Raw genomic sequence first — 25,700 nt, 5'->3', positions numbered from 1 at the left:
CAGCCGAGCCGGCCCGCCCCGCGGCCCGCGCCGCCGCACCCGCGCGGGACCGTGCCGCACGGTCCGGCCTGGGTCAGGAGCAGCAGGAGGGTGACATCCAGCTCGACAGCGCGCTCATCGCGATGATCGACGCAGGTGCCTCCGACCTGCACCTCACGGTCGGGTCGCCGCCGATGATCCGCTCGCACGGCGCGCTCAAGCCGCTCGACGGGTTCGAGAGCATCCGGCCCGACGGTCTGCGCCGCAGCATCTACTCGATCCTCACGCAGCGTCAGCGGGAGACGTTCGAGACCAACCTCGAGCTGGACTTCGCGTACGCCGTGCGCGGCAAGGCGCGGTTCCGCGTCAACCTGTACCAGCAGCGCGAGTCGATCGGCGCCGCCTTCCGCGTGATCCCGTACGAGATCAAGCCGCTCGAGGACCTCGGCGTCCCGCCGGTCGTGTCCAGCTTCGCCGGGCTGCCGCGTGGGCTCGTCCTGGTCACCGGTCCCACGGGCTCGGGCAAGTCGACCACGCTCGCCGCGGTCATCGACCTGGCCAACCGCACCCGCGCGGACCACATCATGACGGTCGAGGACCCCATCGAGTTCCTGCACCGGCACAAGAAGTCGCTGATCAACCAGCGCGAGGTCGGGGCGGACACCCACTCGTTCGCCAACGCCCTCAAGCACGTCCTGCGCCAGGACCCCGACATCATCCTCGTCGGCGAGATGCGTGACCTGGAGACCATCTCGGTCGCGCTCACCGCCGCCGAGACCGGTCACCTGGTCTTCGCGACCCTGCACACGCAGGACGCGGCGCAGACGATCGACCGTGTCATCGACGTGTTCCCCGCCGAGCAGCAGAGCCAGGTGCGCACCCAGCTCGCGTCCGCGATCCAGGGTGTCGTCTGCCAGACGCTGTGCAAGAAGGCGAACGGCACCGGACGAGCGGTCGCGACGGAGGTGATGGTGGCGACGCCCGCCATCCGCAACCTCATCCGCGAGGGCAAGACGCACCAGATCTACTCCGCCATGCAGGCGGGTGCCGACCACGGGATGTACACGATGGACCAGCACCTGGCCGACCTGGTCAAGAAGGGCACCATCACGTACGAGGTCGGCGTGGAGAAGTGCCACCACGTCGAGGACTTCAACAAGCTCGTCGGCCGGACCGCCCGCACCAACCAGGGCGCGTCCACGCTGAACTCGGGCGCGATGGGCTACTCGCCCGCGGGGAACGGGATGCGCTGATGGCGATCACCAGGACGTACGAGTACTCGCTGAGCGACAAGAACGGCAAGATCGTCAAGGGGCGGATCGACGCCCAGAACGAGGCAGCCGTCGCCAACCGCCTGCGGGCGATGGGCGTCGCTCCGCTGATGATCAAGGAGGTCGTCGGCGGGGGACTGCAGACCGAGATCAACATCCCGGGCTTCTCCGACCGCGTGACGCTCAAGGACCTCGCGGTCATGGCGCGCCAGATGGCCACCATGATCTCGGCCGGTCTGTCCCTGCTGCGGACGCTGTCGATCCTGGCGGACCAGACCGAGAGCAAGCCGCTGGCCAAGGTGCTGGCACAGACCCGCAACGACGTCGAGACCGGTGGGTCGCTGTCCGAGTCGCTCGGCCGGCACATGCAGATCTTCCCGCCGCTGATGGTCAACATGATCCGCGCCGGCGAGGTCGGTGGCTTCCTCGAGAAGGCCCTCGTCTCCGTGGCGGAGAACTACGAGAGCGAGGTCAAGCTGCGGGCGCAGATCAAGTCCGCGATGACCTACCCCGTCATGGTGTTCTGCATGGCGATCCTCGCGGTCGTCGGCATGCTGCTGTTCATCGTCCCGGTGTTCCAGAAGATGTTCGAGGACCTGGGCGGTGAGCTGCCCTGGCCGACGCAGATCCTGGTCATGCTCTCCGGGTTGATGAAGTTCCTCGCCCCGATCCTCGTCATCGTCGTCGTCGTCTTCAGCATCTGGTGGAAGCGGCACAAGAACGACCGCGCGGTCCGTGCGTTCGTGCAGCCTCTCACCCTGAAGATCCCGATCTTCGGGCCGCTGTTCAAGAAGGTCGCCATCGCGCGGTTCACCCGCAACTTCGGCACCATGCTGGGGGCCGGCGTGCCCATCCTGCAGGCGTTGGACATCGTGGGAGAGACGAGCGGCAACTACGTCATCGAGCTCGCCGTGAAGGACGTGCAGGAGAGCGTGCGCACCGGGCAGTCGCTGTCCGCGCCGCTGGCCAACCATGCCGTCTTCCCGCCCATGGTCGTGCAGATGATCTCCACCGGTGAGGACGCCGGTGCGCTGGAGACCATGCTGGAGAAGATCTCCGAGTTCTACGACGAGGAGGTCACGGCCACGACCGAGCAGCTCACGTCCTTGATCGAGCCCCTCATGATCGCCATCCTCGGCACGATCATCGGCGGCATGATCATCGCGCTCTACATGCCGATCTTCTCGATCTTCGAGCTCGTCGGCTGACCTTTTCACGCGGCTTTTCGCACCCTTCGGCCCGGTGACCGGACATTCCGGTCACCGGGCTGACGCATGCCGACGCATGCCGACGCATGCCTGTGACCAGGCACGGGACGCCGACTGGTGCGAACGGGTGACACCACGAAAGAGTTCCCGGAAATGCCTCAAGGGCACCCCCGAGGCGCCCGATGAACGTGACGCAGCACCGAATGCCGGGCGACCGGCACTGACCCACGACATCGAAAAGGGGCTTCACCGTGATCGCTCGTATTCAGAAGACGATGGACAAGCGCGCCAATGGGGAGAAGGGCTTCACGCTCATCGAGCTCCTCGTCGTCATCATCATCATCGGCATCCTCGCCGCGATCGCCATCCCGGCGTTCCTGAACCAGCGCCAGAAGGCCTGGGTCTCGCAGGTCGAGTCCGACCTGAAGAACGCCGCCATCGCGGCCGAGTCGTTCGCCGTCGACAACAACGGCTCGTACGACGGCATGACGACCGGTGACCTCGACACCAACGGCTTCAACCCGACCGAGGACGTCACCGTCTCGATCACGTCGGCCGACGTCGAGACCTACGTCCTGAGCGGCGTCAACGCCAACCTGGACGGTCGCACCTGGACGTACGACAGCGCGACGGGTGTCATCGCCGAGAGCTGATGACGCTCCTGTAGTACCCCGGTAGGAGAGAGACGAGAGGAGCACCACCGTGCGCACACTCCGCGAGCGGCTCGCGCAGGCGCGGGACGAAGACGGCGTGAGCCTTGTCGAGGTGCTCATGGCGATGCTGATCTTCGCCATCGTCAGCACCGGTCTCATCTTCACCATGCTGTCCGTCCTGTCGCTGGGCCGGGACTCCCGCGCTCGCCAGGTGGCGGCCAACCTCGCCGCGGAGGACATCGACCGCACGCGCGAGGAGAAGAGCATCTTCGAGCTGCAGGACAAGAGCTACACGCGGGACCTGAACGGGGACACGTTCCACGTCGACCGCGAGACGTCCTGGGTCTCGGACCCCGACCTCGAGTTCGAGTGCGGCGCCGGCGGCGGCGCCCTGCGCTACAAGCGCGTGAACATCACGATCACCTGGGACGGCATGCGCGACGGCACCGAGCCGGTGCGCGCCGACACCGTCCTGGACGCCAAGGACCGCATCAACGACCCGACCCGCTCGACACTGCTCATCTCGGTCCTCAACGGCGAGGGCCTGGGATCGCAGGGCGTGTCCGTCGTCGCCCAGCCGACCACCATGGCCGGTGTCGCCGTCGGCGCAGCACTGCCGGCGGTCACCACCGACGCCGAGGGCTGCGCGTACGTGCTGAAGGCCCCGCCCGGGTACTACAAGGTGACGATCTCCCGGGCCGGGTACGTCGACATCAACCAGGCGACGTCGCCGTCCGTGATGCTGAGCGTCGCGGCGAACGCCACCGCATCCGCCGCGTTCGCCTACGACCGGGCGGCCACCTACACGCTGCGGTTCGGCACGAACGTCGCACCCCTGGCGCCGAGCGTGCCGGCCGCGTCCATGCCCGCCACCTTCGACAGCACCTACGGACCGAAGAACCCCGTCGTCTCGTCGGGCACGGGCACGCCGCGCACCTACAGCATGTTCCCGATCAGCTCGGGCTACTCCATCTTTGCCGGGACGTGCAGCCTGGCGACCCTCAACAACGGCCCCGCCGACCCGGCCAACTGGGCGGGTGGGGTGCGGCAGCCCGAGGCCGCGGCGTCGCCCGGTGGTGCCGTGACCGTCGATGTGCCGATGGGGATCGTCAACCTTGCGGTGGGTCCGCTCAGCGTGACGAACGGGTTCGTCAAGGCCGTCCCGGTGGATGCGCCGACCAGCTCCGACGCGGCGGGGTGCCCCACGGGGACGCCGCTGACCTTCTCGTCCGCCGTGCTCAACGCCTCGGGGAACGCCACGATCGCGTTGCCGTACGGGTTCTGGAAGCTCTACCGCGGGAACAGCACCACGCAGACGACGGCGATCACGAGCGCCCAGGTCGTCCCGGTCACGGGCGGCGCGATCCACCCCGACTCCACCGTCGAGCTCGACCCCCGTTCGCCGCTCTGGGAAGGACCGTGACATGCGCCGGATCCGCGCACGCCTGAGCTCCCCGACGCAGCGCGCGGAGGCCGGTTTCAGCCTCCCCGAGCTGATCGTGACGATGGCGCTCATGAGCGTCATCAGCATCCTCGTCGTGACGCTGTTCTCGACGTTCGCGCGGTCGATGACCAAGGACCGCAGCGCGTCGGAGAGCACGAACGTCGCCGCGATCGGCATGTCCGAGCTGACGCGTGTGCTGCGTTCCGGCACCGAGATCCGTCGCACCGGCAACGCCGACAACACGCCGGTCTTCCTCTTCGCCGGGCGCGAGAGCCTGATCATGCACGGGTTCCTGGACACGACCGCGTCGGTCCCGAAGCCGGTCAAGATCCAGTTCGCCGTGAACAGCCAGCGTCAGCTGATGGAGACGCGCTGGAACTCGGTCGCGGCGTCGGACCCGTACTGGACCTTCTCGACCGCGGTCGCCTCGAACCGGCGGATCGCGAGCAAGATCGTCACGCGGGCCGCCACCGAGCCGTGGCTGTTCACCTACCGCACCGCGGCCGTCTGCGCTGCGACCCTGCCCGACTGCAACGTCATMAGCGTGCCCTCCACGGGCATCACCGACGTGAACGTCCTCAAGACCATCGCCCTGGTCGAGGTCCGCCTGCAGGTCCAGGCGGACATCACCGGCCGGGCGGCCCCCGTGCTGCTGACCAACCAGGTCGGCCTGCCGAACCGCGGTATCGATCGAGTAGGAGCGTCCAGGTGATGCGTCGCATTCTCGCGGCCCGGATCGGCCCGCGTCGGGACGAGGGCATGGCCCTCATCATGGTCATCGGCGTCTCGATGGTGCTCGCGCTGCTCGCGATCTCCGCCGTGTCCTACGCCGTCGGCTCCCAGCGCAAGGCCCGCAGCGACCAGGACTGGAACGCGGCCATGGCGGCCGCCTACGCCGGGGTGGAGGAGTACCAGAGCCGGTTGGCCAACGACCCCGGCTACTTCGTCTACGGCAACCCGGCGGCGACCTTCGCGTCCGCGAGCGTCGTGCACCTGCCGACCGGGGCGTCCACCAACCCGGCGTTCGGTGTCGGTGCGTCCGGGAGCTGGGCGAACATCGCCGGCTCCGGCGGCGCCGCCCAGTTCCGCTACGAGGTGGACAACTCGAAGTACTACGCGTCGGGCACCTTGCGCCTGCGCGCCACCGGCCGGGCCGGTGGCGAGACGCGCTCGCTGGTCGCCGACCTGCGCCAGCGCGGCTTCATCGACTTCCTGTACTTCACCAACTACGAGATCATCGACCCGGTCATCTCGGGTGCCACCGGGACGTGCGAGATCTACCGCTACGCCGGACGCAGCACCGCCAGCCCGCCGTCGGGCTGCGGCGCGATCAACTTCCGCACCGGTGACGTCATCGACGGTCCGCTGCACACCAACGACGCGTTCCAGATCGACGGGACGCCGACGTTCAAGGGCTGGACGACGACGTCGTACAACCCGACGACCGGCCTGAACTACTTCGGCACGGGCACCCCGTCCTTCCCGGCGATGCCCGCGGGCAAGCCGGTGTACGAGCCCATCCTCGCGATGCCGGCGACGAACACCGAGCTGAAGAAGGAAACGCGACCGGACCTCCCGCTCGACGTCCCGCGGCCCGGCTGCCTCTACACCGGCCCGACGTCGATCGTGCTCAAGGCGAACGGCAAGATGCAGGTCAAGTCCCCGTGGACCAAGTGGACCAGCCCGGTCTCCGGCACCAACAACTCCGGCTGCGGCACGCCGGGCGCGACGGGCCTCGGCTCGTCCACCGGCCAGGAGATCAACGCGCCGGACAACAACGTCGTGTACGTGCAGAACGTGCCGTCGCTGACCACCGACGCGAACTACTGGGCGCCCGGTGCGTCCGGCACACCGGTGTGCCTCGCGGAGAGCCACGCGCCGACCGGCACGAACATCCGCAACGCGGCCGGGAACCCGGTGGGTTACCCGGCGGCCGGCGAGTACGTCGCCAACGCCAGCGTGTACGGGTGCCGCAACGGCGACCTCTTCGTCGAGGGCGTCGTGAACGCCAAGGCGACGCTCGCAGCGGAGAACTACATCTACATCACGAACGACATCATCTACGACAACTCCGAGGACGACATCCTCGGGCTCGTCGGCCAGAACGCCGTGTGGGTGTGGAAGCCGGAGAAGCAGACCGCCTCGGCGGCGACAACCCTCACCGACCGCACCACGTCGCAGAAGGACGCGCTCGTGGCCGTCGGGTACACGTGCGTCGCGTCCGGGTCCCGGTTCAACTGCACCGGTCGGACGTTCACCGCCTCGGGCACCGAGCTGGCCACCGACACCGACCGTCGCATCGACGCCGCCATCCTGTCGGTCGCGCACACGTTCATGGTGCAGAACTACGACCGCGGCGTCCCGCGCGGCACCCTGACGGTCAACGGCGCCATCGCCCAGAAGTTCCGTGGGACCGTCGGTACCGGTAGCGGCGCCACGGTGTCCACCGGGTACCTGAAGGCGTACAAGTACGACAAGCGCTTCAGCTACGTGGCTCCGCCGAAGTTCCTGTCCCCGACCTCGACCACCTACGGTGTCAACGTCTGGGTCGAGATTGCGCCGGTGTTCGGCGCGGACGGGACGTACCGGTAACCCTCGTGACTGTCGTGCTCTATGCCCTCGTCGGCCTGCTCGGGCTGGCGGTCGGCTCGTTCCTCAACGTCGTCATCTGGCGTGTCCCGAGGGGCGAGTCGATCAGCCACCCACCCAGCGCGTGCCCGACGTGCGGGCACGCGATCCGGGCCCGGGACAACGTGCCGCTGGTGTCGTGGCTGCTGCTGCGGGGCCGCTGCCGGGACTGCTCGTCGCCGATCTCGTCCCGGTACCCGCTCGTGGAGCTGGCCACCGGGGTGCTCTTCGTCCTGGTGACGATCGGGATCGGGTTCGACGCGCCGGCCGTCTGGTCGCTGCCCGCGTTCCTGTACCTGACAGCCGTGTCGGTGGCGCTCGCGCTGATCGACATCGACACCAAGACGCTGCCGGACAAGATCGTCCTGCCGTCGTACGTCGTCGCAACCGTGCTGCTCGCGTTGGCGTCCTGGGGCTCCGGCGACTGGTGGGCCCTGGCCCGCGCGGGCATCGGCTGCGCCGTCCTGTGGACGTTCTACTTCGTCGTGGTCTTCGCCTACCCGAAGGGGATGGGCTTCGGCGACGTCAAGCTCGCCGGCGTGCTCGGCCTCTACCTCGGGTGGGTCGGCTGGGGCGCCCTGGCCGTCGGCTCCTTCGCGGCGTTCGTCCTCGGCGGGGTCTTCTCGGTCGGCCTCCTGCTGCTGCGTCGCGCCGGGCGCAAGACCGGCATCCCCTTCGGCCCCTGGATGCTGCTCGGCGCCGCCGTCGGCATCGTGTGGGGCGAGCAGATCTTCCAGGCGTATCTCGACCTGATGCTCTGATCTGCACCGATTTCGTCGGTGCCCTCGGCCTCAAGACATGGACCGGCACGGCCGATAGTCCATTCGGAGTCATTGCTCACGGTCGAAGGGAAAGTCACGTGGCCAAGTCGAGAGTCATCGGACTCGACATCGGCACCACGCATGTGCGTGCTGCTGAGGTCGAGTTCGGCAGCGGCGGCCCTGCGCGCACCGCGCAGCCGACCGTCGTTCGGTACGGCGAGGTGGCGCTGCCACCCGGCGCGATCCGCGACGGCGAGGTCGCCGAGTCGTCCACCGTGGCCACCGCGATCCGCCGTCTCTGGTCCCAGCACAAGTTCAGCCACAAGAACGTCGTCCTCGGCGTGGGCAACCAGCGCGTGATCGTGCGTGACCTGGACCTGCCGTGGATGCCCATCGCGCAGATCMGGTCGTCGCTGCCGTACCAGGTGCAGGACATGCTCCCGGTGGCCATCGAGGACGCCGTCCTGGACTACGTGCCGACGGGGTCGTTCGACGGCGAGCACGGCCGGATGCTGCGCGGGCTGCTCGTCGCCGCCACCAAGGACACCGTGCACGCCAACACCGAGGCCGTCGAGGCCGCGGGTCTGCGGCCGATGATGGTCGACCTCGGGGCGCTCGCCCTGACCCGGGTCATGGCGCGTGGGGAGCTGGCGGGTCGCGAGTTCGCCCTCGTCGACGTGGGCGCCCGCGTGACCACCGTCGTGATCGTGGCCGGCGGTCAGCCGCGCCTGATCCGCATGCTGCCCTCGGGCGGCCAGGACGTGACCGAGGCCGTCGCCGGTGCACTCGGCATCACGATGGCCGACGCCGAGGTGGCCAAGCGGCAGATCGGGATCGGCTACGCGGTCGGCCCCGAGCTCGAGCGCGGCGTCGAGGCGATCCGTACGGTCACGACCTCGCTCATCGAGGCGATCCGCAACACGTTCGTCTACTACGCGAGCAGCAACCCGGGCTCGTCGGCCGAGGTCGTCGTCCTCACGGGCGGCGGCTCGCAGCTTCCCGGTCTCGGGCAGTACCTCTCGAGCGCGTGCCGCGTCCCGGTGACCGTCKGCCAGCCGCTCAGCACCCTGCGGGTGGCTCCCGGAGCCGGTCTCGAGCACGGGCACCACGACAACCAGCACCTCCTGGCGATCCCGCTGGGCCTCGCGTTCGGAGTGGCAGCATGACATCCCTGCTCGAACGGACCGCCAAGCCGGCGGCCAAGGGGTCGGTGACCAACCCCAACGCTCTGGCGCAGGTCAACCTCCTGCCTCCCGGCATCCGTGMGCGACGCGCACTCGGCCGGACGAAGCGGCTCCTCGCCTTCGGGCTCATTGCCGTGCTCCTCGTGGTCGTCGTGGCGTACGTCGGAGCGCTCGCCCAGCTCGGCCTCGCCAACTCGCGGCTGTCGGACGCCCAGGCCGAGACCGCGCAGCTCACGCAGCAGCAGGCCAAGTACGCGGAGGTCCCGCAGGTGCTCGGGGAGCTCCAGCGTGCGACCGAGGCCCAGGAGCTCGGCTTCTCGACCGATGTCGAGTGGACGCCCTACATCTTCGCGGTCTTCGCCGTGATGCCGGCCGACGTGAAGCTCACGTCGTTCGAGATGTCCGGCGCGACGCCGATGCTGGCCCCGGAGGTCGCGACGGACCCGCTGCAGGCACCGAGCGTCTCCCGTCTGGCGTTCACCGCCCACAGCAAGACGCTCCCGGACACGGCGGCGTGGATCGACGGCCTGAACTCGGTCCCCGGGTTCGGGGACGCGTGGGTGTCCGAGGCCACGATCGCCGAGGACGACGAGAAGAACGTCTACTACGAGATCACCGGGACCGTCCAGGTCAACGAGACCGCGTACAGCAACCGCTTCAGCTCGGAAGGTGAGTGACATGGGTGGGAAGACCTCCACCTGGATCGGCGGCGCGGTCGTCGTCGCAGTGCTGATCATGGTCGGCGGCTGGTTCGTCGCCATCTCGCCGACGCTCGACTCGGCATCCGTCGCGACGGCCGACGCGGAGTCCGCCGAGGCGCGCAACGACCAGCTGCGGCTGCAGCTGGCCACGCTGAAGAAGCAGTTCGAGCACCTCGACGAGTACAAGGCCGAGCTGGCAGCGGCCCAGGTCGAGATCCCGACCGAGGCCGACCTGACCGGGTACACCCGTCAGATCGACGCGCTCGGCCTCGCAGCGGGCCTCACCGTGGTCTCCGTCGTCCCCGGCGTGCCKACCGACGTGGCGCCCGTGCTGACGCAGCCCGAGCCCGTCGTCGTGGACCCGGCCGAGACCACCGAGGGCGGCGAGGCCGAGGCCACGCCCGCACCTGCGGACGGCGAGGTCGTCGAGCCGGCGGCCCCGACCGGCCCGGCGCCCATCGAGGGCTTCGTGGCCGTGCCCGTGGACATCACGGTCCTGGGCGGGGTGGCGAACGCGACCACCTTCCTGTCGAGCCTGCAGGCCCAGGGGCAGCGGCTCTTCCTGGTCACCGCGCTCCGCGGGACGGGGCAGGGCGACGCGGAGGCGTCCGGTGGCCGGCCGGCCACCAAGGTCGGCGACGTCGAGCTCACCATCAGCGGGTACATCTACGTGCTGAAGCCGACGGCGGCCTCCGCACCGACCGGCACCGGCCACCAGGCGGACCCGGCCCTTCGTCATGACCACACCATGGAATGATGCGCTTCATGCTGCGTTGGTTGACCTCCGGTGAGTCCCATGGCCCGGCGCTCGTCGGCATCCTCGAGGGCCTCCCGGCCGGCGTCGAGGTGCAGAGCTCCGACATCCAGGACGCCCTCGCCCGGCGCCGTCTCGGCTACGGCCGCGGTGCGCGCATGAAGTTCGAGCAGGATGCCGTCCGCGTCCTCGCCGGTGTGCGGCACGGTCTCTCGCAGGGCGGACCCGTCGCGATCGAGATCGGGAACACCGAGTGGCCCAAGTGGGTCGACGTGATGTCGTCGGACCCCGTGGAGGACCCCGACGTGCTGCTGCGGGCGCGGAACGCCCCGCTCACGCGGCCGCGCCCCGGGCACGCCGACCTCGTCGGGATGCGCAAGTACGGCTTCGACGACGCCCGGCCGGTGCTCGAGCGCGCCAGCGCCCGGGAGACCGCGACCCGGGTGGCGCTCGGCACCGTCGCGGCACGGTTCCTCGAGCAGGCCGCCGGCATCCGCCTCGTCTCGCACRTCGTGAGCATCGGTCCCGTGTTCGCGCCCGACGAAGCGGCGCAGCCGACGCCGGACGACACCGCCGCGCTGGACGCCGACCCGGTGCGCTGCTTCGACGCGGCCACCTCGGCCGCGATGGTCGCCGAGATCGACGAGTGCCACAAGGACGGCGACACCCTCGGCGGCGTCGTCGAGGTGCTCGCCTACGGCCTGCCGTCCGGCCTGGGCTCGTACGTGCACTCCGACCGGCGGCTCGACGCCCAGCTCGCCGCCGCGCTCATGGGGATCCAGGCGATCAAGGGGGTCGAGGTGGGCGACGGGTTCCGCACCGCGGCCCGGCGCGGCTCGCAGGCGCACGACGAGATCGAGCGTGACGCGTCCGGGCGCATCGTGCGTCGCACCAACCGGGCGGGTGGCGTGGAGGGCGGCATGACCAACGGTGAGGTCCTGCGCGTGCGGGCGGCCATGAAGCCGATCTCGACGGTGCCGCGCGCGCTCGACACGGTCGACACGGCGACGGGCGAGGCCACCAAGGCGCAGCACCAGCGCTCCGACGTGTGTGCCGTCCCGCCGGCGGCCGTCGTCGCCGAGGCGATGGTCGCGCTCGTGCTGGCGGACGCGCTGCTCGCCAAGACCGGGGGAGACTCGGTCCCCGAGGTCCGGCGCAACCTCGAGGCGTACGTCGCCGCGATCCCGGACCTGCTCAGCTGACCGCACGGCTCCACGGCGAAGGCCCGGCCCCCAGGGGGCCGGGCCTTCGTGGTGCCGGGCGTCAGCGGGAGGCGCCCGGCGAGTGGCGGGTCAGGACCAGCCGCCGCTCTTCCCGCCCATGCCGCTGGGCGCTGTCGGCGGCTTGGCCGGGGTGGCCTGCGCGACCGACGACGGTGAGCCGGTGCCCAGCGCCGTCTTCGCCCGGACGCGGAGCCCGTACGTCGTGCCGTTGGTGAGGCCCGTCGCCTTGTAGGTGAGCGTGGAGGCCGACACCGTCGTCCTCGTCGTCCAGGCGCTCCAGGTGGTCGTCGCGGGGTTGTACTCCCGGATCTCCACCACGAAGCCCGTCAGGGCCGAGCCGCCGGTGTTGACCGGGGCCTTCCAGGACACCTGGACGAAGGCGTTGCCGCGGGTGTACGTGATCCCCGTGGGCGCCCCCGGCGGCGGGGAGACGACCGCGTCGGCGGTGGCCGCGGGGCCCGTGCCGATCGCGTTGCTGGCCGTGACCTCGATGAGGTAGCCCGCGTTCGCGGTCAGCCCGGTGATCGTGTAGCTGGTCGTGGACGGCAGGAGCGGGACCTCGGTCCAGTCGCCGCCCGTGGTGCGCTGGTAGCGCACCATGATGCCGGTGAGGGCCGACCCGCCGTTGGCCGGGAGCTTCCACGCCACCTTGAGGGTGTTGGCCCCCGGTGTGAGCACGAGGTTCGTGGGTGCTCCGGGCGGGCCCGCGGTCGCCTTGGAGACGGTCGCCGACCACTGGCCCTGGCCCTGGTCCGAGAGGGCGCTGACGCCGACCTCGTACGTGGTGCTGTGCTCCAGACCGGTGAGCAGCTTGCTGGCTGCGACGGTCGACGACGACGGGTAGACCAGCGTCCACTCGTTCTCGGGTGTGGCCTTGACGCGGTAGCGCACCACGTACCCCGTGATCCCGGTCTCGGTCCCCGTGGCCGACCCGGCGAGCAGGGTCCACGTCACGTTGAGGCCGTTCCCGCTGACGGTCGGGGTCTGGATCGTCGGGATGCCCGGAACGGTCCGCGTGCCGAACGTGCTCTCGGCCGACGTCCCGAGCGAGACGCGCGTCGAGCCGGTCGAGGCGTTGAACTTCTCGTACACCGCCCGGACCCGCCACGAGTACGTCGTGCCGAAGGCGACGGACGTCGGCAGGGCGAACGACGTCGCCACGGTCTCGTAGCCGACCGCGCTGGCCACGCCGCCMGAGGTGGCAGCCCACTGCACGATGTAGCGCGAGGCGCCGGGAACCGGGTCCCAGTCCAGGACGCGGTGCGCCGTGGACAGGACGGTCCCGCCACCCGTCGTCAGCAGCGGGCTCCGCGTGGCGATGACCACGGTCGCGTCCGTGCTCCACGGGGAGAAGCCGCCGGCCTCGTCGGCGGATCGGACGTGCCACCCGTACGAGCCGGGCGCCAGGTCCTTGACCGTCATCGCCGTCTGCTTGTTCAGGCTCGCGCCGCCGACCTTGGTCTTGGTCCCCGGCGTGCTCAGGTTCCAGTACTCGACCTCGTAGCGCGTGGCCGCGACGGGCGTCGTCCAGCGCAGGGTCGCGCTGGACGAGCCGACGACCGAGCTACCCGCGACGGGCTTCGGCGTCGTCACGGTGAAGTCGCGCGGGGGTGCGAACGCGCGGCCCGCGGTCCCGTTGGCGTCCAGGGGGGCGACCGTGAACTTGTACGAGCCGTCCTTCAAGGGCTTGCGTGTGCTCGGGTTGCGCGCCACGTACGAGGGGTACTCGACCTTGGCGCTGCCGACCTCGGTGCCGTCGGCGTTGAGGATCGTGACGAGGTACCCGCGCGAACCGCCGTCCAGCGGTGCGCTGGCGCCCTGCGGGCGCCAGGACAGCACGGTGGTCCCGTCCGCGGAGACCGCGACGGGGTTGGTCACCCCGACCAGGTCGGTCGCGGTGGATCCCTTGATCCAGCTCGGGTGAGCGGACGACCCGTCGGCGATGTACGCGATCGCGTTCCCGATGTGGATGAACGGACGGACCTGCCAGTAGTAGGGCAGTGAGGTCGTGTTGTCGTCGAAGACTCCGGTCGCACGCAGCACCGTGCCCTGCGTGCGGATCGTCGCGACCTGCGTCGTCATCGCGGAGTTCGTGGCGATCGTGACGTCGTAGCCGTCCGCGTTCAGCGTCGGGTTCCAGGAGAAGACCGGCGAGGGCTGACCTGAGACGTACTGCGCCGCGAACGCCGTCGCGTCAGGCTCCGACCCGGTCGCCGTGGTCGTGGCCCGGGCGGTGACCCGGACGTAGCGCGCACGGTCGGGGTGACCGGCGTCCTCGGGGTCGGACCAGTCGCTCACCACGGTGCCCGTGGGCAGCGGGAAGGTCTTGATGGTCGTGGTCGCCGCTCCGGTGTAGTCGACCGCGCGCACCCGCCAGCGATAGGTCTGGTCAGGCTGGATGCGCTCGGCCTCGGTCTGCGTCCACAGGCAGTCGTCCGCGCCGTCGAGGGCGCTGGGCAGGCCCGCACCCGCGATGTACTCCTCGATCACCGTCACCGACGTCGACGCCGTGTGGCAGGTGAGACGGGGGTCGCCGTTGAGGGGCACGACCTCGACCTCGTACATCGTGGCCCGGGCAACCGGCTGCCACGAGAGCTGGAAGGTGTCGAGGCTCATCTCCGGCGCGCTGAGCATGTCCGTGCCGCCCACGTTGGGCACCGGGTACGTCGTCGCCGCACCGACCGCGACGGTCGGGGACGTCTGGGCGCCCCACTGCTTCTGGAACTGGCGGATCTCCGAGGGGACGCCTGCACGTCCGGCGGTGTCGTAGGCGATGACCTGCCAGTAGTAGTTCTGGTCCAGCAGGGCGACCTCGGGCACGAACGTGGTCGTGGAGGTGGTACCGCCCGCACCGGCCAGCACGCCCGTGACGAGCGTGCTGTCCTTCGAGACGCCGACCACGACCTTGTACGACGCCGCGCCCGGCACCGGGGTCCACGAGAACACCACGTCGGAGATGGCCGGGTTGCTCGGCGACGTCCAGTTCGCCGGCGTGAGGAGCGACGGCTTCGAGGCAGCAGACGTCCAGTCGATGGTGAAGGTCGAGCCGCCCGACCAACGACCGACGAGCTCGGTCGCGGAGCCGGAGTAGAAGTTGGCGCGGACGCGCCAGTTCCAGGTGATGATCTCCCCGCCGTTCATGCGCTCGAGGGGGACGTCCGGGGTGTAGCTGGTGGCCGTGGTCGTCACGAGCGGGCGGACGGCTTCGGTGGGGAAGGAGCTGTCCGGCGAGTACTGCAACGTGTAGCTGACCGCGCCGGGAACCGGCTCCCACCCGAACGTGACCGGCGTCGGGTAGTTCACCGTGGCACCGGAGGACGGGCGCACGAGCTCGGGGGTGGCCATCGCATCGGTGTCGAAGCCCTGCGCGGGGGAGTAGCTGCCCCGCGACGTGGCCGACGTCCCGCTGCTGAACGCCRCGACGCGCCAGTAGAGCGTCCGCGCCTCCGTGGCGCTGAGCACCGTCGTCGGCACCCACGACACCGCGTACGTCTCCACGCCGGCGATGACCGTGCCGGAGTCGAACGTCGGCGTCGTCGCCACCTCGACCTTGTACGCGGACGCCCCGGGGGTCGACTCCCAGCTGAGCCGGAGGTCGCCGTCGGAGTCGACGACGGCGTCGTGGGTCRGCGGGGCCTCGACGGCGGCGGCCTGGGCCGGGAGCGTGCCGGCGATCATGAGCGAGGCCGTGAGGGCTCCGGTCACGATCGCAGCAAGGGGACGTCTCAACACAGCGTGGCCTCCGGGGCGCGCGTAGATACAGCGGTCTCGTCCTGTGTCGGCACTCCGGGCGACCGTGTTGAGCGCCCCGGGCAAACTTTGTCGAGCAATCGCCCGCGCGGGCCAGCGTCCCCGGCGCACTACCCTGCTGGCTGTGCCTGCTGCTGCCTCGACCGCCCCCCGCCTCGTCCTCATCGGCCCACCCGGCTCCGGGAAGTCGTCCGTGGCCCTCGCGCTGGCCGAGCGGTGGCAGCTCGCCTCGAGGGACACCGACAGCGACATCGAGACTCTCGCGGGCAAGACCGTGGCCGAGATCTTCGTCGACGACGGCGAACCGCACTTCCGTGCGCTCGAGCGGGACGCCGTCGCGACGGCGCTCGCCGCGCACGACGGCGTGCTGGCCCTCGGTGGGGGAGCCGTGCTCGATCCCGCCAGTCGCGCGGCCCTCGAGGCCTACCGGGAGTCCGGCGGGGTCATCGTGTTCCTCGACGTGTCGCTGGCACACGCCGCTCCCCGCGTCGGCTTCAACCAGTCGCGGCCGCTGCTGCTCGGCAACCCCCGCGCGCAGTGGCAGGCGCTCATGGACGCGCGCCGCCCGGTCTACGAGGCCCTCGCCAGCCTCACTGTCGTGACGGACGCCCTGCGGCCGCTCGACGTCGCCGAGCGGATCGAGCAGGAGCTCGCCGCGGCCCGCACCGCCACCACCGAGGGAGCCGAGCATGTCTGAGACCCGCACCGTGCACGTCGGTGGCGAGCGTCCCTACGACGTCGTCCTCGGCCGGAACCTGCTCGGCGCGCTGCCGGGCCTGGTCGGCTCGGAGGCCCGTCGGGTGCTCGTGGTCCACCCCGCGGCCCTCGCCACCACGGCGGACCTGATCCGCGAGGACCTCAAGGCGCACGGCTACGAGGCGTTCGTCGCCCAGGTCCCCGACGCCGAGGAGGCCAAGACCGCGCAGGTCGCCGCCTTCCTCTGGCAGGTGCTCGGGCAGGCCGACTTCACGCGCACCGACGCGATCGTCGCGGTCGGCGGCGGTGCGACCACCGACCTGGGCGGCTTCGTGGCCGCGACGTGGTTGCGGGGGATCCGCGTGGTCCAGGTGCCGACGACCGTCCTGGCGATGGTCGACGCGGCGGTCGGCGGCAAGACGGGCATCAACACCGCCGAGGGCAAGAACCTGGTCGGTGCGTTCCATCCGCCCGCGGGCGTCCTGTGCGACGTCGCCGCCCTCGAGTCGATGCCACGGCACGACTTCGTCGCGGGCCTGGCCGAGGTGGTCAAGTGCGGGTTCATCGCCGACCCCCGGATCCTCGAGCTGGTGGAGGAGCACACGGAGCTGCTCACCGACCCCGTGGCTGCGGCGGCCTCGCCGGTTCTGCTCGAGCTCATCGAGCGGGCGGTCGTCGTCAAGGCGCGGGTCGTCGAGCAGGACCTGCGCGAGGGCGGGCTGCGAGAGATCCTCAACTACGGGCACACCTTCGCGCACGCGATCGAGCAGGTCGAGCGCTTCCAGTGGCGCCACGGTGCCGCCGTGTCGGTCGGGATGATCTACGTCGCCGAGCTCGCGCGTCTCGCCGGCAGGCTCTCCGACGAGGTGGTCGACCGGCACCGGTCGATCCTGTCCTCGCTCGGGCTGCCCGTGACGTACCGCGGCGACCGGTGGGAGCGCCTGCTCACGGCGATGCGCCGCGACAAGAAGACGCGCGGCGACCTGCTGCGGTTCGTGGTCCTGGAGGACATCGGCAAGCCGGTGCGCCTGGAGGGTCCTGACCCGACGCTGCTGGCCGCCGCGTACGCCGAGGTGAGCGAGGGCGCGCCGCCACCGTCGCGCGCGATCTCGCTGTGACCAGCGCGGCTCGCCCCGATCGGGCGCGAGTCGGCCTAGGCTCGCGGGCATGACGCGCGTCCTGGTGCTCAACGGTCCGAACCTCGGGCGCCTGGGGGTGCGCGAGCCCGAGGTCTACGGCTCGACCACCCACGACGAGCTCGCGTCGGCGGTCGAGAAGTGGGCCGTCGACCTGGGCCTCGACGCGGAGGTCCGGCAGACCGACGACGAGTCGGAGCTGGTGGGCTGGCTGCACGCGGCTGTCGACGCGCGGGCGCACGTCGCGCTGAACCCGGCCGCCTTCACGCACTACTCCTACGCGCTGCGGGACGCGGCCGCGCAGGTCACGCACGCCGGGCTCGTGCTCGTCGAGGTCCACCTGTCCAACCCGTACGCCCGCGAGTCGTTCCGGCACGTCTCGGTCATCGGTCCCATCGCGACCGGCACCATCGCCGGGTTCGGCGTGGAGGGCTACCGGCTCGCCCTGGAGGCGATCGCCTCGCGCCTGTGAAGGTGCACCCCGCCTGCGCGGGTACGATGGTAGGCGGTCTGCGGCCGTCGAGGCCGCGCACGCCCCAGCAGGGCCGCGCCTCCGGCGGACCACCCAGAAGCTCACTCGACAGGAAGCGACGATCGTGGCGACCACCAACGACCTCAAGAACGGCACCGTGCTGAAGATCGACGGCCAGCTGTGGACCGTCATCGAGTTCCAGCACGTCAAGCCCGGCAAGGGTGGCGCGTTCGTCCGCACCAAGCTGAAGAACGTCCTGTCCGGCAAGGTCGTCGACCGGACGTTCAACGCCGGCCTGAAGATCGAGACGGCGAACGTCGACAAGCGCGACATGCAGTACCTGTACAAGGACGGCACGGACTTCGTGTTCATGGACACGGACAACTACGACCAGATCCACATCTCCGAGGTCACGGTCGGCGACGTCGCCAACTTCCTGCTGGAGAACCAGAACGCGATGGTCGCGACGAACGAGGGCGTGCCCCTGTACGTGGAGCTACCGCCGTCGGTGATCCTCGAGGTCACCTACACCGAGCCGGGCCTGCAGGGTGACCGCTCGTCCGCCGGCACCAAGCCCGCGACGCTGGAGACCGGCTACGAGATCCAGGTCCCGCTGTTCCTCGAGGCCAACACGAAGGTCAAGGTGGACACCCGCGACGGGAGCTACCTCGGCCGCGTGAACGACTGAGGTGGGCGCTCGCTCCAAGGCCCGCAAGCGGGCCCTCGACGTCCTCTTCGAGGCGGACCAGCGGGGGATCGACCCCGTCGGACTCCTCGCCGACCGCATCGCGGAGCCGGGGACCGAGACGTCGCTCCCGCAGTACTCCGTCGACCTGGTCGAGGGTGTGATCGCCGAGCAGGACCGCATCGACGAGCTGCTCGCGACGCACGCGCACGGCTGGACCATCGACCGCATGCCCGCCGTCGACCGTGCCCTGCTGCGGCTCGGCACGTGGGAGATCCTCTTCAACGACGACGTCCCGGACGCCGTCGCGGTGGACGAGGCCGTCGAGCTGGCACGGTCGCTGTCCACCGACGAGTCGCCGCAGTTCGTCAACGGGCTGCTCGGCCGGATCGTGGACCTGAAGCCGACCCTCCTCGCCTGACGCACACCGACGCCCGCGCACCGCCCGACGGTGTGCGGGCGTCGGTGCGTCCGGACATGGGTGGAAGGCCCGGTTCGCGAACGCGGCGCCCGTCCGGGTGATCGCCGACGGCCCGGTGCGGGCGAACGCGCAGGTGGTGGCGCGAGGAGCTGAAACGGCGTGCTGCAAGTTGCTGCAACGTGTTGCGCAACGGGTGGGCGCCTCCCTAGCGTCAGCACGCGACAGCCCGACGACGGGCCGTCACCCGCCGACCACCCCGGAGCGCCCGATGCACCGTCGCATCCACCACCTCGCCCTCGTCGCCGCCCTCCTGCCGCTGACTGCCTGCTCGGCGGCGGCCACGCAGGAGTCCTGGCAGGCCGACCCGGTCCTCACCGTGTGGGCCGACGAGTCACGCACCGCGACGCTGGAGGCGCTCGGGGAGCAGTACACCGCCGAGACCGGCATCGTCGTCGACGTCGTCGGCAAGGACAACGAGACGATCCGCGACGACTTCGCCGGCGCCACCGACCGCGGCGACGGTCCGGACATCCTCGTCGGCGCGCACGACTGGCTGGGAGCGCTCGTCGTCGCGGGCAAGGTCCTCGCGATCGACCTCCCGGACCCTGCGGCGTTCGTGCCCGTGGCGGTCGAGGCCATGGCGTACGACCACGTCACCTACGGCGTCCCCCTGTCCACGGAGAACGTGGCGCTCGTCCGCAACGACGCGCTGGCCTCCACGACRCCCGGCACGTTCGACGAGCTCGTCGCGCAGGGCGAGGACCTGGTCCGGCGGGGAGCGGCCGACTACCCGGTCCTGGTGCAGCAGACCGAGGCGTCGAGCGACCCATACCACCTGTACCCGCTCCAGACCTCGTTCGGTGCACCCGTCTTCGCCACCAACGAGGACGGGTCGTACTCGGACCAGCTCGCGCTCGGGGGCGACGCCGGCCACGCGTTCGCCGACTACCTCGCGACGCTGGGGGAGGAGGGCGTGCTGAGCCCGGCGATCACCGCGGACGTGGCCAAGGCCGCGTTCCTGGCAGGTCGCTCGCCGTACATCGTGACCGGTCCGTGGAACACGGGGGAGTTCGTGGACGCGGGCCTGGCGATCAGCGTCCTGCCCGTGCCGTCGGCAGGGCCGCTGCCGTCCCAGCCGTTCGTGGGGGTGCAGGGCGCGTTCGTCAACAGCGGCAGCCTGCGCCCGGCGGAGGCAGTCGACTTCGTGACGCAGTTCCTGACGACCGCGGAGGCGCAGGTGACCATCTACCAGGACAGCGGCCGTGCACCCGCGCTGCGGGCGGCGGTCGAGCAGATCACCGACGACGCCGTGGTCCGCGGGTTCTCCGCGGCCGGGGCCGACGGTGCGCCGATGCCCTCGATCCCGCAGATGGCCGCGGTCTGGACGTACTGGGGAGGCTCGGAGCACCTCATCATCACGCGCGCCGGCGAGCCGCACCTGCTCTGGGACGACCTGGTCTCCAGCGTCTCGTCCTCCATCGCCGCGGACGCCGCCGTCCAGTAGGACGTCAGCCGCGCCGTCGGACCGTCGCCAGCCGCGAGCCGTCGCGGCTGGCGTTCGGCGTCGGCACCCCGATCGCGCGCAGGGGCCGGGCCCGCTCGGGCACGATCGCGGTCGCACCGGTGGCCGGCCGGGGCCCCCGGACGGGAAGGTTCGGGGCGGCCCGGCCGAGGAAGTTGCCCTGCACGCGGGTCACGCCCATCTCGGCCAGCGCGGTGAGCTGGTGCGGCGTCTCGACGCCCTCCGCGACCACGGCCAGGCCGTGGGTGCTCGCCAGCGCGACGATCGCCCGGACCACGCCGCGGCCGCGCTCGGTGCCCATGTCCCGCACGAACGACCGGTCGATCTTCAGCTCGTCGACGGGGAGCCGGGCGATGCGGGCCAGCGAGCTGTAGCCGGTCCCGAAGTCGTCGACGGCGATCCGCGCACCACGGGCCCGCAGCTCGGACAGCACCGGCACCGCCGACGACGTCTGGACCAGGGCGCTCTCGGTGATCTCCAGCGTGAGGTGCTCCCAGAAGGCGTCACCCCAGGCGGTCTCGATCTGCTCCAGCGCGTCCGGCTCGGCCAGCTGCCGGGCCGCGACGTTCACCGAGACCGGCATCTGGAACCGCTCGAGCGCGCGCCGGGACTGCCGGAGCACCTCGAGCCCGATCGGCACGATGAGCCCCGACTCCTCGGCAAGCTCGAGCCAGTCGGCCGGCAGGATCAGGTGACCGTGGTGGTCCCACCGCGCGAGCGCCTCGACCTGGACGATCTCCAGGGTCTCCGCGTCGACGATCGGCTGGAAGTACGCGGTGAAGTGCCCCTCGGCCACCGCCTCCTCGAGCGCGGCGCGCTGGTGCCGCTCGGCCTCGACCCGTCGCCGCAGCGCACGGTCGAAGACCCGGAAGCCGGACCGGGAGCGCTTGGCCTCGAGCATCGCGGTGTCCGCGTGCCGGACCAGCGCATCGGCGTCGACGACGTCGCCGGGCAGCCAGGTGGCGACCCCGACCGTGAGGCGCGCCGGGCGGCTCCCGCCGTTGCGGTCGATGAAGCCTTCCCGGATGGACCGGGCGATGACGACCAGGTCGACGTCCTGCGGGGCCCGGGCCAGCACGATGACGAACTCGTCGCCGCCGACGCGCCCGACGTAGGAGTCGTACTCGCCGAGCGCGTTCCGCAGGTAGTCCGACACCCGGACCAGGAGGGCGTCCCCGTGGGCGTGCCCGAACGAGTCGTTGACGCGCTTGAACCCGTCGAGGTCGCAGTAGATGAGGGAGACGCGGGTGCGCTCGACGTTCGCCCGCTCGAGCATCGCCAGGAGGTGCTCCTCGACGGCGCGCCGGTTCGGCAGACGCGTCAACGGGTCGGCGAACGCGGTGACGTGCAGCCGCTCGCTGAGCTGGTAGCGCTCGGCGGCGGCGGACACGATCTGCGCGAGGTCGATGAGGAACGTGCGCGCCTGCGGGGAGTGCTCGATCTTGTCCGACGAGAACAGCTCGGTGACGAAGCGGTCGCGCGCGATCGGGCGCAACGACCCCTCGATGCTCGGGTCGCGCAGGATCGTGCGCGCCTCGTCGCGCGCGGTGAGCAGCAGCCCGTCGGCGTCCTTGACGAACCAGGCCGAGTTGGCCAGCCGGGCGAGCGCGTCGCGCATCTGGTTCTGCCGGACCGCGGCGTCCTGCGCGTCCCGGAGCCGGTACAGCGCGAGGACCTCGATGCCGACGGCCAGGGGGATGGCCCACAACGCCCCGAACATCGGACCGAACGTGTGGTCGCGGACCACGACGCTCGCGGTGAAGAGCGCCAGCGACTCGGCGCCGGCGACGACCAGGAGCGAGCCGAACCCGGTGAGCCGCGTGCGGCCGACGGCCACGACGACGTACGACACGACGACCGCGGTCGGGATCAGCAGGAGTGCCGCGGCCAGGACCTCGGCGTCGGCGATGTACTCGTCGAGCGGCACCCACCACAACCCGGCGCGCGCGAGGAACAGGGCGATGGCCGCCCAGAGCCAGTACCGGATCTTGGGACCGCCCGCGATCGCCCGCGTCGCGGGGATCGCCATGACGAGGAAGGCCGCGACGAGCTGCGCGTGGACGAAGACGAGGACGTCGCGCACCGAGCCGGGCGTGGTCAGGGCGTACAGCCCGCCGGCCAGCAGGATCAGCGACATGACGAGGGACCAGGCCAGGGACCACGCGGCGCTGGCGGGCCGGACCTCGCCACGCCACCACACCCACTGGAGCGCGCAGAAGCCGGCGACCAACCCTGCAGCCAGCAGCTGCAGCACGGTGACCCACGAGGGAACGGTTCCGAGCACGAGAGGGGAATCGTCACGTCCCCGCCCTGGGATGACGTGGCATCCGGGTGACTGGGACAACTGGGCTGGCATCATGCAGCGATGACCTCGACCTCCGCCCCCGTGGTGCTGCCGCGGCGCACCGTCGTCGGCTACGCGCTGGGCTCCGTCGGGACCGGGGGGTTCGGGACGCTGCCCGGCCTCGTCCTCGCCTACTACCTGACGGACACCCTCGGGGTCGCCGCAGGGCTCGCGAGCCTCGTCGTCACCGTCCCGAAGGTCTGGGACGTCCTGATCGACCCGCTGATCGGGGCCCGGTCCGACGTCTCCGCGGCGCGGCACGGCAGCCGACGGCGGTTCCTGCTCACCGGTGCAGTCAGCCTTCCGCTCCTGTTCGCGGCGCTCTTCGCCACGCCGACCGCCCTCACAGGCCCGGCCGCGGCCGCGTGGGTCGTCGTCGCGTTCGTCGCCGCGGCGACGGCGTTCAGCATCTTCCAGGTCCCGTACATCGCGCTCCCCGCGGAGATCGCCCCCGACTACGACTCCCGGACCCGGCTGCTGGCCCCCCGGATCGCCGTCCTCGCCGTCGCGATCCTGGCGTTCGGCGCCGGTGGTCCGCTCGTGCGGGACGCGGCCGGTGGTGGCCGCGCGGGCTACGCGGCGATGGGACTGGTCGGTGGCCTCGTCATCGGGCTGGGCATGCTCGCCGCCTGGTGGGGTGCGCCCCGCCGGACGGGCATCGCGGTCCCGGCCGCAGCACCGGTCGCACCCCGCCCGGAGCGACGGGGTGACGCCCTGCGGCTCGGGCTCGCGACCCTGCGCGAGCTCCCCGCGTTCCGCCGGCTGCTGTCGACGTTCGTGCTCCAGGCGCTGGCCACGGGGGCGATGCTCGCCGGCGCCCAGTACGTCGCGACCTACTCGCTCGGCTCCGAGGGCGCGGTGACGTTCCTGTTCGCCGCGCTCGTCGCGCCCGCGCTGCTCGTGATGCCGCTCGCCACCCGGCTCAGCCGCCGGATCGGCAAGCGGCGCGCGCTCGCCGGCGCGACGACCCTCTTCGCCCTCGCCGCGCTGTCGCTGCTGCCGATGCGGTGGGCACCCGGCGAGTGGGTGTACGTGTCGGTCGCGCTCGCCGGGCTCGCGTACGCCGGGATGCAGCTGTACCCGCTGGCCATGCTGCCGGACGTGGCGGCGGTCGACGCGCGCGAGAGCGGGGTCGACCGGGCCGGTGTCCTCGGGGGTGTGTGGACCGCGGGGGAGACGGCGGGGCTCGCGCTCGGACCGACGCTCGTGCTCGGCATGCTCGCGGCCACCGGGTTCGTCTCCCGGACCGGCGACGCCGTGGTCGACCAGCCCGCGTCGGCGCTCACCGGCATCGCGGTCGCGTTCTCCGTGCTGCCTGCCGCGCTCGCGTTCCTCAGCCTGCTGCCGCTGGCGCGCTACCCGTTGTCGGAGGCCGTCGTCGACGCGCCCGCCGTCCCCTCGAAGGAGACCCGCTCATGAGCATCGGACGCTCGACCGACGACGTCCTGGCCGACCTCGCGGCGCTGCGGGCCGCGGACCCGCCGACGCACGGCGGGCGCGTGCTGTCCTACGTCTACGACCCCGGCCGCCCGGACCTGGACGAGGTCGCCGCCGAGGCGGTCCGCCTCTTCCTGCCGGTCAACGGGCTCGACCCGACCACGTTCACGTCCGTCGCGGCGCTCGAGCGCGGCCTCGTCGCGTTCGCCCGCGACGTCCTGCACGGCGACGCCGGCACCGTCGGGTCCGTCACGTCCGGCGGCACCGAGTCGTGCATGCTCGCGGTGAAGTCCGCCCGCGACCTGTGGCGCGCGGCCGACCCCGCGCGTGCGCACGCCCGACCGACCCTCGTCCTGCCCACCACCGCGCACCCGGCGTTCCACAAGGCGGCGCACTACCTGGACCTCGACGTCGTGGCCGTGCCGGTCGACCCGACGACGGGCACGCCGTCGGCCGCCGACGTCCTGGCCGAGGTCGACGAGCGGACGGCCCTCGTCGTCGTGAGCGCACCGAGCTACCCGTTCGGCGCCATCGACCCGGTCGCCGAGGTGGCCGCGGGGGCGGCGGAGCGCGGGGTCGCGTGCCACGTGGACGCCTGCGTCGGCGGGTGGGTCCTGCCGTGGTGGGGGGACGTGGACCAGGCCTGGGACCTCGCCGTCCCCGGCGTCACCTCGATCTCGGCGGACCTGCACAAGTTCGGCTACGCCCCCAAGGGTGCCTCGGTGGTGCTCTACCGCGCGCGCGAGCGGCACCACGCCCAGTACTTCGCGACGACGGCGTGGCCCGGGTACCCCGTGGTCAACCCGACGATGCTGGGCTCGCGCGGGGCCGGATCGATGGCCGCCGCGTGGGCGGTCCTGCAGGTGCTCGGCACGGACGGGCTCGCCGGGCTCGTCACTGAGACGCGGCGGGCCACCACCCGCCTGGTCGAGGCGGTCGGCACGATCCGCGGGCTGCGCGTCGTCGGCGCGCCCACCGGTCCGCTCCTCGCGCTCGCCACGGACGACACCCTGCCCGTCGCCGAGCGGGTCGACCCGTTCACCCTCGTCGACGAGGTCCGGCGCCGTGGGTTCCTGCTCCAGGCGCAGCCCGCGATGGCCCAGCCCGACGGGTCGGTCCTGCCCCGCACGGCCCACCTGACCATCACCGCCGTGACCGTCCGGGTGGTCGACGAGCTGGTCGACGCGCTGGTGGCCGCCGCTGACGCGGTGCGTGGCGTGCCCGCCGCGGTCCCGGACCCGTCGCTGGCCGGACGGGTGCTCACCGAAGGGCTTCCCGACGAGCTCGCCGGGGTCATGGCGACGCTGGAGGCCCTCCCGGGCGAGGTCGTGCACCCGCTGCTCATCGCGGTCCTGGCCGCGGCGATCGAGCCCCCGGGCTAGCAGGTAGAGTGCTCGGCGAGACATTCCTTTAAGACCCGTCCTGTGAGGC

21 protein-coding genes are annotated in these 25,700 nt (G+C 71.3%); 19 read left to right on the top strand and 2 right to left on the bottom strand.

All coding sequences use genetic code 11. From position 1 onward, the window contains the following. The 11 genes from ACXJKF_RS15035 to aroC form a co-directional block, all read left to right on the top strand. Positions 1 to 1,232 (top strand): type IV pilus twitching motility protein PilT (locus ACXJKF_RS15035; RefSeq protein WP_456788513.1); only part of this gene is annotated, 1,232 nt, incomplete at its 5' end. Next, positions 1,232 to 2,458, top strand: coding sequence for a type II secretion system F family protein (locus ACXJKF_RS15030; protein ID WP_456788512.1), 1,227 nt, complete (start codon positions 1,232 to 1,234; stop codon positions 2,456 to 2,458). The genes ACXJKF_RS15035 and ACXJKF_RS15030, both read left to right, overlap by 1 nt. Positions 2,459 to 2,709: 251 nt before the next feature. After that, a complete protein-coding gene (locus ACXJKF_RS15025) occupies positions 2,710 to 3,111 on the top strand; it encodes a prepilin-type N-terminal cleavage/methylation domain-containing protein (protein WP_456788511.1) in 402 nt (133 codons plus the stop codon). Between the two features lie 49 nt (positions 3,112 to 3,160). Continuing rightward, a complete protein-coding gene (locus ACXJKF_RS15020; RefSeq protein WP_456788510.1) occupies positions 3,161 to 4,534 on the top strand; it encodes a type IV pilus modification PilV family protein in 1,374 nt (457 codons plus the stop codon). Between the two features lies 1 nt (position 4,535). Continuing rightward, the gene (locus tag ACXJKF_RS15015) at positions 4,536 to 5,267 is read left to right on the top strand and encodes a PulJ/GspJ family protein (protein ID WP_456788509.1); all 732 of its coding nucleotides are present in this window, start codon (positions 4,536 to 4,538) and stop codon (positions 5,265 to 5,267) included. After that, on the top strand, positions 5,267 to 7,147 hold the full coding sequence (locus ACXJKF_RS15010) for a hypothetical protein (RefSeq protein ID WP_456788516.1): 1,881 nt from the start codon (positions 5,267 to 5,269) through the stop codon (positions 7,145 to 7,147). The genes ACXJKF_RS15015 and ACXJKF_RS15010 overlap by 1 nt, the downstream gene beginning before the upstream one ends. Positions 7,148 to 7,152: 5 nt before the next feature. After that, the gene (locus ACXJKF_RS15005; RefSeq protein ID WP_456788508.1) at positions 7,153 to 7,944 is read left to right on the top strand and encodes a prepilin peptidase; all 792 of its coding nucleotides are present in this window, start codon (positions 7,153 to 7,155) and stop codon (positions 7,942 to 7,944) included. Positions 7,945 to 8,042: 98 nt separating this feature from the next. After that, a complete protein-coding gene (gene pilM / locus ACXJKF_RS15000) occupies positions 8,043 to 9,110 on the top strand; it encodes a type IV pilus assembly protein PilM (protein ID WP_456788507.1) in 1,068 nt (355 codons plus the stop codon). Then, a complete protein-coding gene (locus ACXJKF_RS14995) occupies positions 9,107 to 9,805 on the top strand; it encodes a PilN domain-containing protein (protein ID WP_456788506.1) in 699 nt (232 codons plus the stop codon). The genes pilM and ACXJKF_RS14995 overlap by 4 nt, the downstream gene beginning before the upstream one ends. A gap of 1 nt (position 9,806) precedes the next feature. After that, a complete protein-coding gene (locus ACXJKF_RS14990) occupies positions 9,807 to 10,586 on the top strand; it encodes a hypothetical protein (RefSeq protein WP_456788505.1) in 780 nt (259 codons plus the stop codon). An 8-nt stretch (positions 10,587 to 10,594) separates the two neighbouring features. Next, positions 10,595 to 11,785 (top strand): chorismate synthase, encoded by a 1,191-nt coding sequence (aroC, locus tag ACXJKF_RS14985; protein ID WP_456788504.1) that lies wholly within the window; start codon positions 10,595 to 10,597, stop codon positions 11,783 to 11,785. Positions 11,786 to 11,875: 90 nt separating this feature from the next. On the opposite strand, the gene ACXJKF_RS14980 is transcribed toward aroC, so the two are convergent. Further along, positions 11,876 to 15,511 carry a fibronectin type III domain-containing protein gene (locus ACXJKF_RS14980; RefSeq protein WP_456788503.1) on the bottom strand — a complete coding sequence of 1,212 codons (3,636 nt, stop codon included), beginning with the start codon at positions 15,509 to 15,511 and terminating at the stop codon, positions 11,876 to 11,878. A gap of 169 nt (positions 15,512 to 15,680) precedes the next feature. Here ACXJKF_RS14980 and ACXJKF_RS14975 point away from each other — a divergent pair, with 169 nt between their 5' ends. From ACXJKF_RS14975 to ACXJKF_RS14950, 6 genes are all read left to right on the top strand, one after another. Further along, the gene (locus ACXJKF_RS14975; RefSeq protein ID WP_456788502.1) at positions 15,681 to 16,253 is read left to right on the top strand and encodes a shikimate kinase; all 573 of its coding nucleotides are present in this window, start codon (positions 15,681 to 15,683) and stop codon (positions 16,251 to 16,253) included. Then, entirely contained in the window at positions 16,246 to 17,370 is a 1,125-nt protein-coding gene (gene aroB, locus ACXJKF_RS14970) for a 3-dehydroquinate synthase (RefSeq protein WP_456788501.1), read from the top strand. The genes ACXJKF_RS14975 and aroB overlap by 8 nt, the downstream gene beginning before the upstream one ends. A gap of 49 nt (positions 17,371 to 17,419) precedes the next feature. Further along, positions 17,420 to 17,860, top strand: a complete 441-nt coding sequence (gene aroQ / locus ACXJKF_RS14965; RefSeq protein ID WP_456788500.1) for a type II 3-dehydroquinate dehydratase — start codon at positions 17,420 to 17,422, stop codon at positions 17,858 to 17,860. 124 nt (positions 17,861 to 17,984) lie between these two features. Continuing rightward, positions 17,985 to 18,548 carry an elongation factor P gene (gene efp, locus ACXJKF_RS14960; RefSeq protein ID WP_456788499.1) on the top strand — a complete coding sequence of 188 codons (564 nt, stop codon included), beginning with the start codon at positions 17,985 to 17,987 and terminating at the stop codon, positions 18,546 to 18,548. Between the two features lies 1 nt (position 18,549). Next, positions 18,550 to 18,966 (top strand): transcription antitermination factor NusB, encoded by a 417-nt coding sequence (nusB, locus tag ACXJKF_RS14955; RefSeq protein ID WP_456788498.1) that lies wholly within the window; start codon positions 18,550 to 18,552, stop codon positions 18,964 to 18,966. Between the two features lie 268 nt (positions 18,967 to 19,234). Further along, positions 19,235 to 20,470: a sugar ABC transporter substrate-binding protein gene (locus tag ACXJKF_RS14950; RefSeq protein WP_456788497.1), complete on the top strand. Its 1,236-nt coding sequence runs from the start codon at positions 19,235 to 19,237 to the stop codon at positions 20,468 to 20,470. A 4-nt stretch (positions 20,471 to 20,474) separates the two neighbouring features. On the opposite strand, the gene ACXJKF_RS14945 is transcribed toward ACXJKF_RS14950, so the two are convergent. Further along, positions 20,475 to 22,772, bottom strand: a complete 2,298-nt coding sequence (locus tag ACXJKF_RS14945) for a putative bifunctional diguanylate cyclase/phosphodiesterase (RefSeq protein ID WP_456788496.1) — start codon at positions 22,770 to 22,772, stop codon at positions 20,475 to 20,477. Between the two features lie 81 nt (positions 22,773 to 22,853). Here ACXJKF_RS14945 and ACXJKF_RS14940 point away from each other — a divergent pair, with 81 nt between their 5' ends. Together ACXJKF_RS14940 and ACXJKF_RS14935 are read left to right on the top strand one after the other, a co-directional pair. Further along, positions 22,854 to 24,251, top strand: a complete 1,398-nt coding sequence (locus tag ACXJKF_RS14940) for an MFS transporter (protein ID WP_456788495.1) — start codon at positions 22,854 to 22,856, stop codon at positions 24,249 to 24,251. Further along, the gene (locus tag ACXJKF_RS14935) at positions 24,248 to 25,651 is read left to right on the top strand and encodes a pyridoxal phosphate-dependent decarboxylase family protein (protein ID WP_456788494.1); all 1,404 of its coding nucleotides are present in this window, start codon (positions 24,248 to 24,250) and stop codon (positions 25,649 to 25,651) included. The genes ACXJKF_RS14940 and ACXJKF_RS14935 overlap by 4 nt, the downstream gene beginning before the upstream one ends. The last annotated feature ends 49 nt before the right edge of the window (positions 25,652 to 25,700 follow it).

Source organism: Cellulomonas sp. P5_C5, from assembly GCF_054049655.1.
Note: the sequence above shows the minus strand (reverse complement) of the source record. Positions and strands in the feature narration are given on the sequence as shown.

Bases quoted from the DNA above. Each gene is read 5' to 3' on its own strand.
- aroQ (WP_456788500.1), top strand. From the start codon at position 17,420: ATGACGCGCGTCCTGGTGCTCAACGGTCCGAACCTCGGGCGCCTGGGG.
- aroB (WP_456788501.1), top strand. From the start codon at position 16,246: ATGTCTGAGACCCGCACCGTGCACGTCGGTGGCGAGCGTCCCTACGAC.
- ACXJKF_RS15010 (WP_456788516.1), top strand. From the start codon at position 5,267: ATGCGTCGCATTCTCGCGGCCCGGATCGGCCCGCGTCGGGACGAGGGC.
- ACXJKF_RS15030 (WP_456788512.1), top strand. From the start codon at position 1,232: ATGGCGATCACCAGGACGTACGAGTACTCGCTGAGCGACAAGAACGGC.
- ACXJKF_RS14940 (WP_456788495.1), top strand. From the start codon at position 22,854: ATGACCTCGACCTCCGCCCCCGTGGTGCTGCCGCGGCGCACCGTCGTC.
- ACXJKF_RS14935 (WP_456788494.1), top strand. From the start codon at position 24,248: ATGAGCATCGGACGCTCGACCGACGACGTCCTGGCCGACCTCGCGGCG.